This window comes from Enterococcus sp. DIV0358, from assembly GCF_051713465.1.
Taxonomy (GTDB): domain Bacteria; phylum Bacillota; class Bacilli; order Lactobacillales; family Enterococcaceae; genus Enterococcus; species Enterococcus faecalis.
The window spans coordinates 1,916,803-1,932,856 of the sequence record NZ_JBIOPX010000001.1 but is presented as its reverse complement, the minus strand read 5'-3'; the positions used below and the strand labels follow the sequence as shown (position 1 = coordinate 1,932,856).

Genomic DNA, 16,054 nt, shown 5'->3' with positions numbered 1-16,054 from the left:
TCGTACGTTAAAAAAGTTGTTGTGGCTGAATAAATAAAAAATTGAAGGTTGAAAAAGTATTTTATGGAGGTGGATATTGAGAAATAATTAGTAATTGTAAAAGTTGTTTGAAGATGATTTGTTTCATTAAATGAAAAGAACGAAGGAGAATGTAAATGAATAAAGCAGTTAAAAATTTTGTCAGCTATCTCATGATCACAATGCTGTTTATTTTAAATTTGTTACCAATGATGAACGCATTTGCTCAAGAAGTAACAAGTGATGCTGAGAATACTGTTGAAAAAGACGGGCTCAAAGTAATAGGGAAAATAGAAGATACATCGTCTCAAGAAGATATTAAAACGGTCACTTACGAAGTAACAAATACACGAGATGTACCAATCAAAGATCTCATTTTAAAACAAAAAAATAACAATGATAGTCCAATCAAATTTGTATTAGATACTTTAAGCGAAGAGCGAGGACCTACGTCTTTAGAAGAACAAGCAAAGGTTGAAACAAATGAGAAAGATCAAACAACCGATATTAAACTGCTTAACCTTCAACCAAATTCGACAAGAAAGATTACCATAAATGGGCAAATAACTACAAAAGCGTCGAGCAAGTTATTGGTCAGCGTACTAATAGAAGATAATGAAAAAGGAACACTAGTAATTGATTTACCTAGTAAAGATATGCTAGCAGATAAAGAGTTTGTTTCGAAGGAAAAACAGGAAACTTCAGAAACAAAAGTAGAAAATCAGGCAAGCGAAACAGCCTCTTCTACAAATGAAATGACCGCAACTACTAGTAACGAAACAAAGCCTGAAGCAGGAAAGGCGACAGAAAGTATTCAAGATACAGCACTAACGCAGGCTACCGAAAGTCCTGAGCAACCTCCATTAAAGGCGCAACCTACTGGTCCGTTAGTGCCACCAACACCTGGTCGGGGGTTTAATACACCGATTTATCAAAGCGTTCATAAAGGAGAACTTTTTTCAACGGGAAATACCAACTTAAAAATTGCGAATGAAAATACGGCGGCTGCGCAAACATTTTTAAATACACGAGGAGCAAGTAGTGGTTATGCAATTAACAATTTTCCTTTAGAATTTGCAGATGTTGACAATGATCCAAATACGTATAACTCTAGTCGGGCTTATATTGATTTAAATGGTGCAAAAGAGATTGCTTGGGCGGGCTTATTTTGGAGTGCGTCTAGATATAAAGGCCCTGCTTACGGAACAAATCTTTCTGATGAAGAAATTAGTGCACCAGTTCAATTTACAACACCAAATGGAACCGTACAGCGCGTTTCGCCCCAAAGGTACCATCGTATCGATCAAGATGCAACAAACCCAGGACAACGTTTCGGGTACAATAACACTGGATTTTCTAATTATGCAGATGTAACTTCAATTTTACAAGGGGATAAAAGTGCGACAGGAAGTTATACGTTAGCAGATATTCCTATGACAAGTAGTTTAAATGGTCAATATCAATATTATAACTTTAGCGGTTGGAGTTTGTTTGTTGTTACAAAGGATCAGGCAAGTAAGTCAAGAGCTTTTAGTATTTACTATGGAGCACGTGGCAATGCTGCTGGAACTAATAATGAATTCACTATGAGCAACTTTTTAACAGCAAAACAAGGAAAGCTTGATCCAATTGTGACCTGGTTTACTGTTCAAGGAGATAAATACTGGACTGGAGACAACGCACAAATTAAAAATAGCGCAGGAACTTGGGTAAATATTTCGAACACGCTCAACCCAGTTAATAATGCTATGAACGCAACTGTGACAGATAACGATGAACATATGGTAGACAAGTATCCAGGTAAATTTGCGCCGGATCATCCTAATTTTTTAGATATTGATATCGATCGTATGGCAATTCCCGAAGGTGTTTTAAATGCTGGACAAAACCAAATTAATTTTAGAACAACAAGTAGTGGTGACGATTATTCTACGAATGCGATTGGTTTTGCTGTAAACGCAGAAACACCTGAATTTGAAATTAAGAAAGAAATTGTGGAACCAAAAGAAACTTACAAAGTTGGTGAAACAATCACGTATCGTGTCTCACTAAAAAATACAAAAGCTGATTCAGAAGCGATAAATTCAGTTTCGAAGGATGCACTAGATGGTCGCTTAAATTATTTGCCAGGCTCTTTAAAAATTATTAGTGGACTAAATTCTGGTGAAAAAACGGATGCTTCAGGCGATGATCAAGCAGAATATGATGCAACCAATAAACAAATTATAGTCCGTGTTGGCAATGGTGCAACTGCTACACAAGGAGGTAGCTACAAAGCTGATACAGCTGAAACAATTTACGAATTTAAAGCGCAGATAAATGAACGAGCAAAAGCAAATGAATTAGTGCCTAATAGCGCAACCGTTGAGGCAGTAGATATTTTAACATCTGCAAAAGTCAACGAAACCTCTAATATAGTAGAAGCAAAAATTGCGGACGAACAAGTAACTGGCAAATTAACCGCTACAAAAACCGTTAATAACGCCAAACCAAAACTAGGGGAAGCAATCGAATACACCATCAGCTTCCGCAACACCATCGAAAATGGCATCCTAAACAAAGTAGTTATCACAGACCAACTACCAAAAGGATTGACGTATGTCAAAGATAGCCTAACAAGTGTCGGTGATGAACCCAAGCCAACCAGCTTGAAAGAAGCCAACGGCACAATCACAGCGGAATACCCAAGTATCACCGATACAAAAGAGCGGAGTATTCGTTTTAAAGTGATTGTTAATGAAGAAGCCAAGGCAGGCGAAACAATTCTCAACAAAGCCAAAGTAGATGACACAGTTAATCCGCCCGAAGAACCAGAGGTACCCATTACACCCGAAGAACCAATCACACCTCGAATAAAAGAAGGCAAACTAACCGCAACAAAAACCGTTAATAACGCCAAACCAAAACTAGGGGAAGCAATCGAATACACCATTAGCTTCCGCAACACTGTCGAAAATGGCGTCTTAAACAAAGTGGTTATCACAGACCAACTACCAAAAGGACTAACGTATGTCAAAGATAGCCTAACAAGTGTCGGTGATGAACCCAAGCCAACCAGCTTGAAAGAAGCCAACGGCACAATCACAGCGGAATACCCAAGTATCACCGATACGAAAGAGCGGAGTATTCGTTTCAAAGTGATCGTTAACGAAGAAGCCAAAGCAGGCGAAACAATTCTCAACAAAGCCAAAGTAGATGACACAGTTAATCCACCAGAAGAACCAGAGGTGCCTGTGGTACCAGAAACGAACGCAGGCAAACTAGCCGCTACAAAAACCGTTAATAACGCCAAACCAAAACTAGGGGAAGCAATCGAATACACCATTAGTTTCCGCAACACCATCGAAAATGGCGTCCTAAACAAAGTAGTTATCACAGACCAACTACCCAAAGGATTGACGTATGTCAAAGATAGCCTAACAAGTGTCGGTGATGAACCCAAGCCAACCAATTTGAAAGAAACCAACGGCACAATCACAGCGGAATACCCAAGTATCACCGATACGAAAGAGCGGAATATTCGTTTCAAAGTGATCATTAACGAAGAAGCCAAGGCAGGCGAAACAATTCTCAACAAAGCCAAAGTAGATGACACAGTTAATCCGCCCGAAGAACCAGAGGTACCCATTACACCCGAAGAACCAATCACACCTCGAATAAAAGAAGGCAAACTAACCGCAACAAAAACCGTTAATAACGCTAAACCAAAACTAGGCGAAACTATCGAGTACACAATCAGCTTCCGCAACACCATCGAAAACGGCGTTTTAAACAAAGTAGTTATCACAGACCAACTACCAAAAGGGCTGACGTATGTCAAAGATAGCCTAACAAGTGTCGGCGATGAACCAAAACCGATCAGCTTGAAAGAAGCCAACGGTACAATCACAGCGGAATACCCAAGTATCACCGATACAAAAGAGCGGAGTATTCGTTTCAAAGTGATCGTTAACGAAGAAGCGAAGGCAGGCGAAACAATTCTCAACAAAGCCAAAGTAGATGACACAGTTAATCCACCCGAAGAACCAGAGGTGCCTATTACACCCGAAGAACCAGCGAAAAATAAAAAGGAAACAAAAAAAGTTGTTACAGACCAGAACAAACCTACAAAAAATAGTAAAAATGAAATTGCCATAAACAAGAAAGAAACGTCTAAATCATCCTATTTACCAAAAACAGGAGAAAAAGTCCAAAAAATATTTGCATATCTGGGTGTAGGACTGATCTTAATTGTATTAATTCTCTATGTTATAAAGAGAAACAAAGAAAAAGAGGAGTAAACAAAATCGATTGTTTTAGAACGACTAATTAGCTGAAAATTTAAGAGTTGGCAACATAAGTCAAAATGACCTATGTCGCCAACTCTTTTTGATTTATAACAAGAAACCCAACATATTATTAACAATATGAATAGCCATAACAAATACAAGCGAACGATTTGATTTTAAGTAAGCTGCAGATAATAAAATAGCTCCTGGCAGATAAATGAGAAAATCAAGGGGCTGTTGTGTGTGCATAAAGGTGAATAAAAAAATTGAAATTATAGTCGCACTGGCTATACCAATTGTTTCCGATAAACAATTCATTAATACTTGCCGAAAAACTAGTTCTTCAGCAATTGGCCCCACGATTGCTAAGAAAAATAGAGTAACAAGCAATGGAACTTGTGCACCAAATGAGAGAACATCTTGTTGATTAGCAATTGGATTATTACTCATGATTTTTTGAATAATAACATCGACTAAAAAAATCAGCCCCACCCATAAGAAAATGCTAAAAATACGCCAAAGAGTCTCTTCTTTAAAATAGTCGAACCCAGCAACGATTTCTTTCCAAAATAAAACTATTCCCACAATAGCAGTAATAGTTAAACCTGTTACGAGATTCGCAAAAGATGATTCTACTAAATTATTATTAAATAGTAGTGAGATAGCTAATAATAATAAAGAACCAGCTTGCATTAAAACTGCAAAAAAATATACCACAATTAAACTAATTGCTCTGGCGTTTTTACGGATAAAATTCAAAAATAGTCCTCCTCAAAAATAATTAGATAATATCCTTTGTGAAAATAACAAGTTCTCAGCTTTTATACAACAAATACGCACTAGTGAAATCGCTTTATGAGTGAGATTTATTCAATTATTTTTAAGGTTCTTAAGCAGTTGTTAAAAAAATATCAGATAAACGTTTTCACAAAGAACAGTCAATTCGGTAAATTTTTAGCTTAAAATGATACAAAATCTATAATTTGTTTCTCAAATCCTATAATTTGTTCCTTAAAAAGATATTATGAAAACGCTATTATATTTATGAAAGGAGCGAAACGAATGAAGAAGAAAAACGGGTTTTTTCAAAATGTATGGCGTTATAAGGCCTTAATCCTTATGGCGTTACCAGGATTTATCTGGTTTATATTTTTCTTCTATATACCAGTCTTAGCCAATGTGGTCGCATTTAAAGATTTTCATATTTCACCAGATGGTTTCTTAGCTAGTCTAAGAGAAAGTCCTTGGGTTGGTTTTGAAAACTTTAAATTTTTATTTGCGTCAAAAGATGCTTGGTTAATTACTAGAAATACCATTTTGTACAATGTCGTCTTTTTAGCCTTTAACTTATTCTTCGCGATTGCTTTTGCTATTATTATGAGTGAATTAAGAAATCGTCGCTTGGTTAAAGTTTATCACACGATGTCATTGCTACCATATTTCTTATCTTGGATGGTTATTAACTATTTTGTTTATGCCTTTTTAAGTCCAGATAAAGGGATTTTGAATCAATGGATTACTGGTAATGGCGGCACAATGATTAACTGGTATGCAGATCCACGTTGGTGGCCAGTAATTTTTGTCTTCCTAAATGTTTGGAAGAGTCTAGGCTACAACAGTATTATCTACTATGCTTCTGTGATGGGGATTGATCCGACATACTATGAAGCAGCGATGGTAGATGGTGCCAACAAATGGCAACAAATAAAAAATGTTACGATTCCACAAATTTTACCAATGATGTCTGTTTTATTAATTTTAAACATCGGCGGTATCTTCAGAGCAGACTTTGGTTTGTTCTACATCGTACCAAGAAATTCAGGTGCGCTTTACAACGTGACAAGTGTGTTAGATACCTATATTTACAATGGCTTAACGGCTACTGGTGATGTAGGCATGACGGCAGCTGCAGCGTTATATCAATCTGTCGTTGGGGCATGTTTATTATTAATTGCGAATTTAGTTGTTCGTCGAATTGAACCAGATTCAGCACTATTTTAGGAGGAAGGATTATGAAAAAGAAAAAAGTCACTAGCGTTAACGTTCGATCCTTCAACCCGACAGCGAATTTGATTTTCAATATTGTCATTGCTATTTTTGCTATTTCCTGTGTGGTTCCGTTTTTCTTTGTTATTATGATTTCATTGACAAGTGAAGGATCATTAGCAGCAAACGGCTACCGGTTTTGGCCAAAAGAATTTTCATTGGAGGCCTATCGTTACATTTTCCAAGGGGCAATGAGTCAACGCATTATTCATGCCTTAGGGGTAACGGTCTTCATTACGGTGACAGGGACGATTGTCAATGCAACAATGACGTCATTATATGCCTATGTCATTTCTCGTTCCAACTTTCCATTTAAAAAATTCTTTACATTGTTTGCGTTAATTACAATGTTATTTTCACCAGGGATGGTTGCGAACTATTTAGTAATGACAAACTTATTGCAATTGAAAGATACAATTTGGGCGTTAATTTTGCCTTTAGCTTTAGGACCATTTAATATTTTAGTGATGCGAACGTTTTTCAAGAAAACCGTGCCTGACAGTATTATTGAATCGGCACGTATTGATGGCGCAAGTGAAATGCGCATTTTTGTCAGCATTGTGTTACCACTAGCCGTTCCAGGGATTGCCACAATTAGTTTGTTTGCGGCTTTGGGTTATTGGAACGATTGGTTCAATGCGTTACTTTACATTCAAAAAGATACCTTGGTACCATTACAGTATTTATTGATGAAAATTCAAAACAACTTAGAGTTCTTATCAAGAAGTACGGATATGGGTGCAGCAGCACAAGAAGGGTTAGGCGTTCTACCAAGTGAATCGGCTCGAATGGCGATTGTTGTCTTATCTACGTTACCAATTGCGTTAACTTACCCATTTTTCCAAAAATATTTCGTGGGTGGTTTAACAATCGGCGGCGTGAAAGAATAAAATTGTACAGGAGGAAATAAGGAATGAAAAAATGGCAAAAAGGATTAGCCGTAGCTGGCGCAGCAGCTTTAGCTGTAGGATTAAGCGCGTGCGGTAAATCTTCAAAAGATGCAGCGTCAAAAGGTGATGATAGTACACCAACGTTATTAATGTATCGTGTTGGGGACAAACCAGATAATTATGACCAATTAATCGATAATGCGAATAAAATTATCGAGAAAAAAATTGGGGCAAAATTAAAAATGGAATTTGTTGGTTGGGGCGATTGGGACCAAAAAATGTCAACAATCGTTGCTTCTGGTGAAAGCTATGATATTTCATTAGCACAAAATTATGCAACGAATGCACAAAAAGGCGCCTATGCTGATTTAACTGATTTAGCACCTAAATATGCAAAAGAAGCCTATGATCAATTACCAGATAACTATATTAAAGGAAATACGATCAATGGAAAACTGTATGCGTTCCCAATTTTAGGTAACTCTTACGGTCAACAAGTTTTAACTTTTAATAAAGAATATGTCGATAAATACAATTTAGATATTAGTAAAGTCGATGGTAGTTATGAAAGTGCAACGGAAGTTCTAAAAGAATTCCATAAAAAAGAACCAAATATTGCTGCTTTTGCTATCGGCCAAACATTCTTTGCAACAGGTAATTATGACTTCCCTATTGGTAACCAATATCCATTTGCAGTAAAAACAACTGATACTGGCTCACCAAAAATTATTAACCAATATGCCGACAAAGACATGATTAATAACTTAAAAGTCTTACATCAATGGTATAAAGATGGCTTGATTCCAACAGATGCTGCTACAAGTACAACACCATATGACTTAAATACCAATACTTGGTTCATGCGTCAAGAAACACAAGGACCTATGGATTATGGTGATACAATCTTAACACAAGCTGCTGGCAAACCACTTGTTTCTCGTCCACTAACAGAACCATTAAAAACAACATCACAAGCGCAAATGGCTAACTATGTTGTTGCAAACACGTCTAAAAACAAAGAAAAATCTGTTGAATTGTTAGGTTTATTAAACAGCAATCCAGAATTGTTAAACGGACTTGTTTATGGTGAAGAAGGCAAACAATATGAAAAAGTTGGCGATGATCGTGTGAAATTATTGAAAGATTACACACCAACAACTCACTTGAGTGCTTGGAACACAGGAAATAACTTAATCATTTGGCCAGAAGAATCTGTCACTGAAGACATGGTTAAAGAACGTGATAAGAGCATCGAAGAAGCAAAAGATTCACCAATTCTTGGTTTTACTTTTGTAAATGATAAAGTGAAAACTGAAATCACTAACGTTGCTACAGTTATGAACCGCTACGCAGCAAGCTTAAATACAGGAACTGTTGATCCAGAAGAAACACTTCCAAAATTAATGGATGACCTAAAAACAGCTGGCTGGGATAAAGTTCAAAAAGAAATGCAAACACAATTAGACGAATATATCCAATCTCAAAAATAATCACAGGAGGCTGAGGCATTAGCTGAGCGCTTTTGGCTCAGCCTTTTACATAATAGAAAGGAAGAGGAAGATGGAAAGTACAGGGATTCAACGGTTGTTTTACCTTTCCTGGACAGTAATCAAACTAAATTTACTGTTTGTTTTATTTAGTTTAGCTGGAGGGATTATTTTTGGTGTTGGTCCAGCACTCCAAATGATGACTGATTTCATTTTGGAAGAGGGCATGAATTATCAAGCAATCACCGTTAAACGAGCATTTGAATCATGGAAAGCACATTTTAAAAGAAGTAACTGTTATTTTTTACTTTTTCTCTTCACTTTAGGATTTGTTTTTTATAATATTTATTTAGCCGTTCAATTTACCGGAATAATGTGGTTAATTATTACATTTATTTTATTTTTTGTTTCCCTAATACTCGTTATTTTTTACATTTATATGCTACTATATGAAGGAAGCTATTTTATCTCAACTATTGATTTAATGAAGCTTTCATTTATCAGTATCTTTTTAAACCTCGGTGTATTTTTTAAAGTCTTATTCGGTGTAATTAGTATCATTGCTTTAACTTGGAAAATGAAAGGACTGCTACTATTTGCTTCGTTTGCCTTAATTATGATGTGGTGTGCCTATGTCACGCGTAAAAATCGCCAGTTTATTGATGGAAAGTTGGAACAAAATGAAGCGAATCTTCAAAAAACTGTTTAAAAAAAAATATTTATTAAATCGATTAGTACAAAAATACAGTCTACTGTTAACAAGTATTATTTTGTTAACGGTGGCTGCTTTGTGCGCTTATGTTACTTATACAATTAACTTATCAATTGATTCACAAAAAAATAATGCCATTTCCCAAATTGACAGCTATGTAACGAATAAAAATAATGCGGCGACAAATATGATTAATGAATTAGCTGGCTCTGCAAGTAAAATTGAAAACATGCGAAAATATATGGAACTTTCTCCTCCTGAGTATTTTGACTATACTTACAGTCAATGGTCGGAAGATCGGGTCAGTACCCACTTTGGAAATAATTTAAGTACATTATTTAGCACCTTTCCTGACTTAGAAGAAGTGATTATTCGCTTAGATGAATTTGATCAGGTTTTGTTCGCCAATCGCACAGCTACAAATGGGAAAAAAATGGATATGTCATCAATTAAAAAACATGGCTTTCAACTAATGCGAATTATTTCCGATCCTTATACAGGACAACCGTTGGGAGAATTATACACTGTGTTTTCAAGTCAAGAGTTGCTAGGCAACCAAGCAGACTTATTGAAAAAATCAGGTATTAATGCGTTTATCTATGATAGTGCTGGAAATCAAATTTTTTCTGAAAAAGCACAATTTACCAAAGAAGAAGAGCGGCAACTAGATAAAAGAATGCACACCGATAGTGACATTCAACAGGTTTTTCATAATCGCTACGATATTACGGAAATAGAAAGCAGTGGCCGGAGTACCATTCTCTTATTAACAAGCCGCCGAGTCTTATTTCAGCAATTGTTTATGAATTATGCGGCCATTTTAGGGATTGGGTTACTTTTGATTGTTATTTTATTAGTGGGCTTAAACCGCCTGTTTAAACGCTATTCTCAACAAGTCCAATTAATTTTAGAAGCGACACGAGCCATTGGCGATGGCAATTTAAAAGAACGAATTGACACGAATCAAGTTCAGGAAGAGTTGAATGATATTGCTTCCGCGATTAATTTTATGGTAGACAGTTTAGATCAATACATTCACGATATTTATACTTTAGAAATTAAGCAACGCGATGCTCACATGAGAGCGTTACAGTCGCAAATTAATCCTCATTTTCTTTATAATACGTTGGAATATATTCGTATGTATGCCTTGAGTCGGCAACAAGAAGAACTAGCTGATGTTGTCTATGCTTTTTCAACGTTACTTAGGAATAATATTAACCAAGAAAAAACCACGACCTTGGCAGAGGAAATCTCATTTTGCGAAAAGTATGTGTATTTGTATCAAATGCGTTATCCCGACCAATTTGCCTATAAGTTCGAAATAGAAGAAACAATTGCTGATGTCGAAATTCCTAAGTTCATTATTCAGCCGCTTGTCGAAAATTATTTTGTGCATGGTATTGACTATCAACGACAAGACAATGCTATTAAGGTCCACGCCTACCGAGAAGGCGAAAAAATTATTGTGGCTGTTGTGGATAATGGAAAAGGAATCACCGCCAATCGGTTAGAGGAAATTCGCGCACGTTTAAATCAAACAGAAATAGAAACGGAACAATCCATTGGATTAAGAAATGTTCATGAACGTTTACAACGCTTTTTTGGGGAGAGTTATGGTTTAACCATTGAAGGGAAAGAAGGAGAAGGGACGACAATTCGTCTTTCGTTTGTAGCATAAGGGGTGAAAAGATGTATCGAGTGATGTTTGTTGATGATGAATATATGATTTTAGAAGGCTTAAAATGGATTATTCCTTGGCAAGAGTTAGGCTTTGAAATTGTTAAAACAGCGCGTAGTGCGCAAGAAGCATTGGCTTTTTTAGAAACAGAATCCATTGATGTTTTATTAACAGATATTACGATGCCGGAAATGAGTGGGATCGAATTAATTGAGCAAGCAAAGAAAAAAGGACATCAATTTATTAGTTTAATTTTATCAGGTTATCAAGAGTTTGATTACGTCAAAAAAGGCATGGCTTTGCAGGTCCAAGATTATCTTTTGAAACCAGTCAATAAGCAAGAACTATTAGCCAATATCCAGAGAATCAAAACAGAATTAGACCAACAAAAAAAATCCCATGCCCGCGTGCGTCTATATCTAGAAAATGGCTTGATGCGTTGGCTTAATGATGAAATCAGCGAAGGGGAATACGAAGAGTTAATGCAGCAATTTGCGACTATAAAACCAGGTGATTTTACCGTTTTATTGGTTGAAGCTGAGATGCCATTTTTAGAAACAATCAAGGAACTATTTATGAAAAAAGGTCAACTGTTATTCATTGAAAGTTGGATGAGTACGTACCACCAATTGTTACTTATCTATAAAGGAGCCAGACAAGAAGCGTTCTTATTTATTCGTGAAATTGAAGCGATTCTAGCTGGTCAAGGTCAGATTTTTGTAGGGGAATCTGTCAATGAATGGGAAACGGTTTATGAAAGTTATGAGAAAGTAAAACAGTTGCAAGCAATTGAAACGTTTTATCAAGAATTTCTGCCAAATAATCAAAAAGAACAAATGAATCGTTCGGCAGAAGATTTTACTTTTCTAGCGTTTAACCAAGCCTTGATGATTGGGGATATGCAGACCATTCAACGGGAATTAGATGCTATTTTCAATCAGTTAAGTCAACAACACGCTACGCCAGAATATGTACGCTATGTAGTCTTCTTACTTTTTTCAGATATTTCCCGTCAGTATCCAACTGTGTTAGAAGAAAACTATGAAAAAATCGTGGAAGAAATTCGAGCCAGCAACAATCTTAATACACTGTATGCGTTAATGCAGCAAGTCTTGGCAGAAGTGAAAAATAAACCTAAAATAAAAAAATATTCAGAAAGTGTTAGCCAAGCTGTAGAAAGAATTGAACAAGGCTATTTAGAAGAATTAAACTTAAAAACGGTGGCGGATGAGCTTCATTTGAACCCTAGTTATTTAGGCCAAATTTTTAAAAAAGAAACCAAGCGGAGTTTTTCTCAATATTTGAATCAAGTGCGTACCAAGCATGCCCAGAAATTATTATTGTACACGGATGATACAATCAACGAAATTTCAGAAAAAGTAGGATTTAACAATACCAACTATTTTTCAAAAATGTTTAAAAAATTAAATGGAATTACGCCAAAAGAATTTCGAGAGCAATACCAATCAAATTACGCAGGTGTCGAAGAATAAAAAGAAAGATGTTCAATTTTTATGAACATCTTTCTTTTTATTATTTTTCCGTACTTAATGAAAACGGTCGTTCTGCTGTGTTTTGTGGATTCGGGACGATCCCTAATTGATAATCTAAAGTCCCGCCGTTTAATAGTTCTTGATGAGTAAAGTAAGGCGCAGTATGTTTTTCTTGGTTTAACTGAATTTCATGAATAAATTGTTGTTGGACTTTGTTTGGTGATGTCTGAATGGTTAATTGTTTACCATTTGACAGTTTTACTTCCGCCGTCTGGACTAAAGGCATCCCGATTACATATTCACCAGTTCCTGGTGTGACGGGATAAAAGCCTAAGCTATTAAAAATATACCAAGCAGACATGCTGCCATTGTCTTCATCACCTGGATAGCCAGTTGGTGAAGCATCAAATGTTTGCATTAGTTGTTTTAAAAGTGGTTGAGCCATCTCTGGTTTGCCGATGTAGCTGAATAGAAACGGATAATGGAAACTTGGTTGATTTGAGATGGCTAATTGACCAAAATCAATTGCCGCCATTTCACTCATTTCATGAATTTCAAAACCATAGCCTTCAACGTTAAAGTTAGGCGCTTGATTGCAGAGCTGAATTAATTTTTTTTCGAAAGCTAACTCGCTACCATATAGCTTAATCAAACCTGCAAAATCTTGATAAACCGCAAAACTTGATTGCCAAGCACTTCCTTCGGCGTAATCTTTGCCCCAACGAATATCTAAAAAGTCAGGACGGAAATGGCCTTCAGTATCCTTTGCTTGCATAAAGCCAGTTTCAGGATTAAAAAGTTGTTGATAATTCAAGGCTTGTTGACGATAAAACGTTGCGGTCTCTGAATCATTCAATGTTTTTGCAACTTGCGAAATACAGAAATCACTGTACGCATAGTCTAAGGTATGATTGACAGATTCATGATAGGTTGAAGGAACATAGCCATATTTTAGATAATCCAGAGTTCCTTGACGTCCATAATTTTCTCGTTCGCTTTGTTGTGTGGCGCCTTTTTTCATCGCTTCTAGGAACTGAGGCATCAAGTCAGGACGAATCTTTTTCACGGCGGCATCAGCAATGACAGCGTCAATCAAGGTGCCGGGCATTAAACCACGCTCATCTGGAGATAACCATTTTGGCAAGAAACCTGTTTCGTTGTAACTATTTAAAAAGCCTTCTAGCATCTCTTCGTATTTTTCTTGAGCAATTAGTGAGAACAATGGGTAAACCGTTTTATAAGTATCCCAAAAGCCATTATTGGTATATAGTACACCAGGACGAACCGTTTGCGAGAACGTATCATAATGAATCGGCTGCTGATTTTCGTCCAATTCATAAAAGGTTTGCGGAAATAGGAATGTTCGATACAGTGTATGATAAAACGTTTTAGTATGTTCAGGATTTTCATGCGTTACTTTAAGGCGATCGAAATAATTATGCCAATCTGCGATTCCTTGTTGCAGCATCTCAGTAGAACGCAAAGAGATTTCTCGCGCTAAATTTAACTGCGCTTGTTTTTCAGAAATAAATGAACTACTAAAATGAACAACTTGTTGAGCAATATTTCCAAAAGAAAGAAGGATTTTGCCATCTTCACCTGAAGAAGGGGCAAACCATTTGGTTAAAGGCTGTTCAAAATGAAGCACAAAATAAAAACTAAAATCTGGATCTTCACAACCAGAATAGTTGATGACTTTTACAGCCACTTGATGGTCATCTAATTGTTTTACTTGATAACGTCCAGGCAGAGTTAGTAGTAAGTGATTATCTTTTTGGTGATAATCAATGGTTAAGATACCACCATACATGCTTGGGATTAATTGAGAAGTTATTTGATAGCGTAATTGAGTTAAGTTAATTTCGACAGGAGAAAAAAGGCTTTCTTCTGGACGATAAGAACTTTGGGCATGGAATAAAGAAAGTTCCGACAATGAACCACTGACAGGGGTCATTAATAAATGGCTAAAATCACCCATCCAAGGACTTGGTTGATGCGTTACTCGATAGCCTTGAAATGTTCGATCTTCTGGATGAAACCACCAGCTGCCTTTTTGGTCAGTTGTTTGCGGGGCGTAAAAATTCATCCCAAATGGCACGCCAGTATAGGGTAGACAATTTCCATTTGAAAAACTATGTTGGTTGGCAGTTCCGTGTCGCGTATCAATCGCTTGAATATTCATGAAAGTAGCTCCTTTGTTTTAAATGATATATCATATAGGCTGATTATAGCACAAAAAACGAGAAATGAAAGCGTATTTATTTGCTTTTTTATTTATTTTTAACGAATTGGTATATTCAATTTGGAGAGGGAATTGACAAGCATGTTACAATGGATAAGGAATCGATATTGGAGTGATTGTTATTTATTTTTTTAGTACAAAAAGTCAGCAATTTTTTGCGTATGTTTGGGCCATTTTCCCAGTCATCGCCTTTTTTTTGGTTAGTTTTTATACATTGGATTTTTTATTTTCCCCAAGCTATTTAATTATGGTGCCTGTATTTACTATTATGTTTAAAATTAACTATAAAAAAGATTATTCGCTTGTAGCGCTGCTCAAAATGAGTATCAGGCAATTTGTGATCAGTTTTTTAGCATTTATAGCTAGTAGTTCCTTTAGCTGGTCTATTATTTTAAATAGTAGTGTGACATTTTTAATTGTTTATTTATTTTATTCATCTGCGACACCGATGCGGTATCATAGTTATTTGATGATGTTTACGTTTTGTCAGTTAATCCAGGTTAAAGGAAATACATTTTTGATGCAATCTCAAGTTGTGGCCTTTTTAATTGGTCTTTTTTTATTGGCTTTAACATTAAATGCTTGGTGGCAAACAGGATTAAGTCAGCTAACCAGCTTAAAGAGTAGGGGCCATAAAAGTATTCAATTAAATATGAAGCAACAGAAATTGGCGGTTATTAATTTCTGGCACGACTTACAACAGACTTTTTTTGGGATTACAAGTTTCAAACAATTTTTAGAAAGTCCTGACGAAAGGGTGCAACGATTTCGTTTAGCTGTTCGTATGAGTTTCACCATTACGCTGAGTTTTATTTTAATGTGGAGTGTAGGAGGCATTAAAATAATTTGGATTCCGATGAATGTTTTTCTACTCTTGCATCCAGTGAAAGCAGAAATGAACACGCGTATTAAGACACGTTTTTGGGGGACTCTTTTAGGATGTTTCCTTAGTCTGTTTGTTGTCAATTGGCTTCAATTGCCACTGACACACCTCGTTGTTTCTAGTATTATTGGCATTTTTGTTTATGCCCTAAAACCAGGAACCGTGTTACAAGTGACAATGGCAACGATTTTTGGGTTATGTTTGGCAACAATTAGTTTACGAGGGATGTACGCCGCAGAGTTGCGGGTCTCTTTTGTATTATTGGCAATTTTTGTTGTTTGCTTAATTGATTTAGGTTTATTTGTTTATCAGCGTATCTTGCGTTTTTAAAAAG

10 protein-coding genes are annotated in these 16,054 nt (G+C 36.2%); 8 read left to right on the top strand and 2 right to left on the bottom strand.

Going from position 1 to position 16,054, the window contains the following annotated elements:
- Positions 1-155 precede the first annotated feature (155 nt).
- Positions 156-4,298, top strand: coding sequence for an isopeptide-forming domain-containing fimbrial protein (locus IGK70_RS09375; RefSeq protein WP_438775231.1), 4,143 nt, complete (start codon positions 156-158; stop codon positions 4,296-4,298).
- A gap of 93 nt (positions 4,299-4,391) precedes the next feature.
- Here IGK70_RS09375 and IGK70_RS09370 read toward each other — a convergent pair whose 3' ends face one another.
- Positions 4,392-4,979, bottom strand: coding sequence for a CPBP family intramembrane glutamic endopeptidase (locus tag IGK70_RS09370; RefSeq protein ID WP_002398566.1), 588 nt, complete (start codon positions 4,977-4,979; stop codon positions 4,392-4,394).
- Between the two features lie 351 nt (positions 4,980-5,330).
- On the opposite strand from IGK70_RS09370, the gene IGK70_RS09365 reads away from it, so the two are divergent.
- The 6 genes from IGK70_RS09365 to IGK70_RS09340 all read left to right on the top strand — a co-directional run bounded on the left by IGK70_RS09365 (position 5,331) and on the right by IGK70_RS09340 (position 12,595).
- Positions 5,331-6,287: an ABC transporter permease gene (locus IGK70_RS09365; RefSeq protein WP_002356852.1), complete on the top strand. Its 957-nt coding sequence runs from the start codon at positions 5,331-5,333 to the stop codon at positions 6,285-6,287.
- A gap of 11 nt (positions 6,288-6,298) precedes the next feature.
- On the top strand, positions 6,299-7,222 hold the full coding sequence (locus IGK70_RS09360; protein WP_002359877.1) for a carbohydrate ABC transporter permease: 924 nt from the start codon (positions 6,299-6,301) through the stop codon (positions 7,220-7,222).
- A gap of 23 nt (positions 7,223-7,245) precedes the next feature.
- Positions 7,246-8,712: an ABC transporter substrate-binding protein gene (locus IGK70_RS09355; protein ID WP_002356854.1), complete on the top strand. Its 1,467-nt coding sequence runs from the start codon at positions 7,246-7,248 to the stop codon at positions 8,710-8,712.
- Between the two features lie 70 nt (positions 8,713-8,782).
- Complete coding sequence (locus tag IGK70_RS09350; protein ID WP_002381610.1) at positions 8,783-9,418, top strand: YesL family protein; 636 nt, start codon at positions 8,783-8,785, stop codon at positions 9,416-9,418.
- On the top strand, positions 9,372-11,102 hold the full coding sequence (locus IGK70_RS09345) for a sensor histidine kinase (protein ID WP_002398568.1): 1,731 nt from the start codon (positions 9,372-9,374) through the stop codon (positions 11,100-11,102). Before IGK70_RS09350 ends, IGK70_RS09345 begins: the two co-directional genes overlap by 47 nt.
- An 11-nt stretch (positions 11,103-11,113) precedes the next feature.
- Positions 11,114-12,595: a response regulator transcription factor gene (locus tag IGK70_RS09340; protein ID WP_002359882.1), complete on the top strand. Its 1,482-nt coding sequence runs from the start codon at positions 11,114-11,116 to the stop codon at positions 12,593-12,595.
- 40 nt (positions 12,596-12,635) lie between these two features.
- Here IGK70_RS09340 and IGK70_RS09335 read toward each other — a convergent pair whose 3' ends face one another.
- A complete protein-coding gene (locus IGK70_RS09335) occupies positions 12,636-14,777 on the bottom strand; it encodes a GH92 family glycosyl hydrolase (protein WP_071981509.1) in 2,142 nt (713 codons plus the stop codon).
- 172 nt (positions 14,778-14,949) lie between these two features.
- Between IGK70_RS09335 and IGK70_RS09330 the strand changes: the two genes are divergently transcribed.
- Complete coding sequence (locus tag IGK70_RS09330) at positions 14,950-16,050, top strand: FUSC family protein (protein WP_002389175.1); 1,101 nt, start codon at positions 14,950-14,952, stop codon at positions 16,048-16,050.
- Positions 16,051-16,054: the final 4 nt, after the last annotated feature.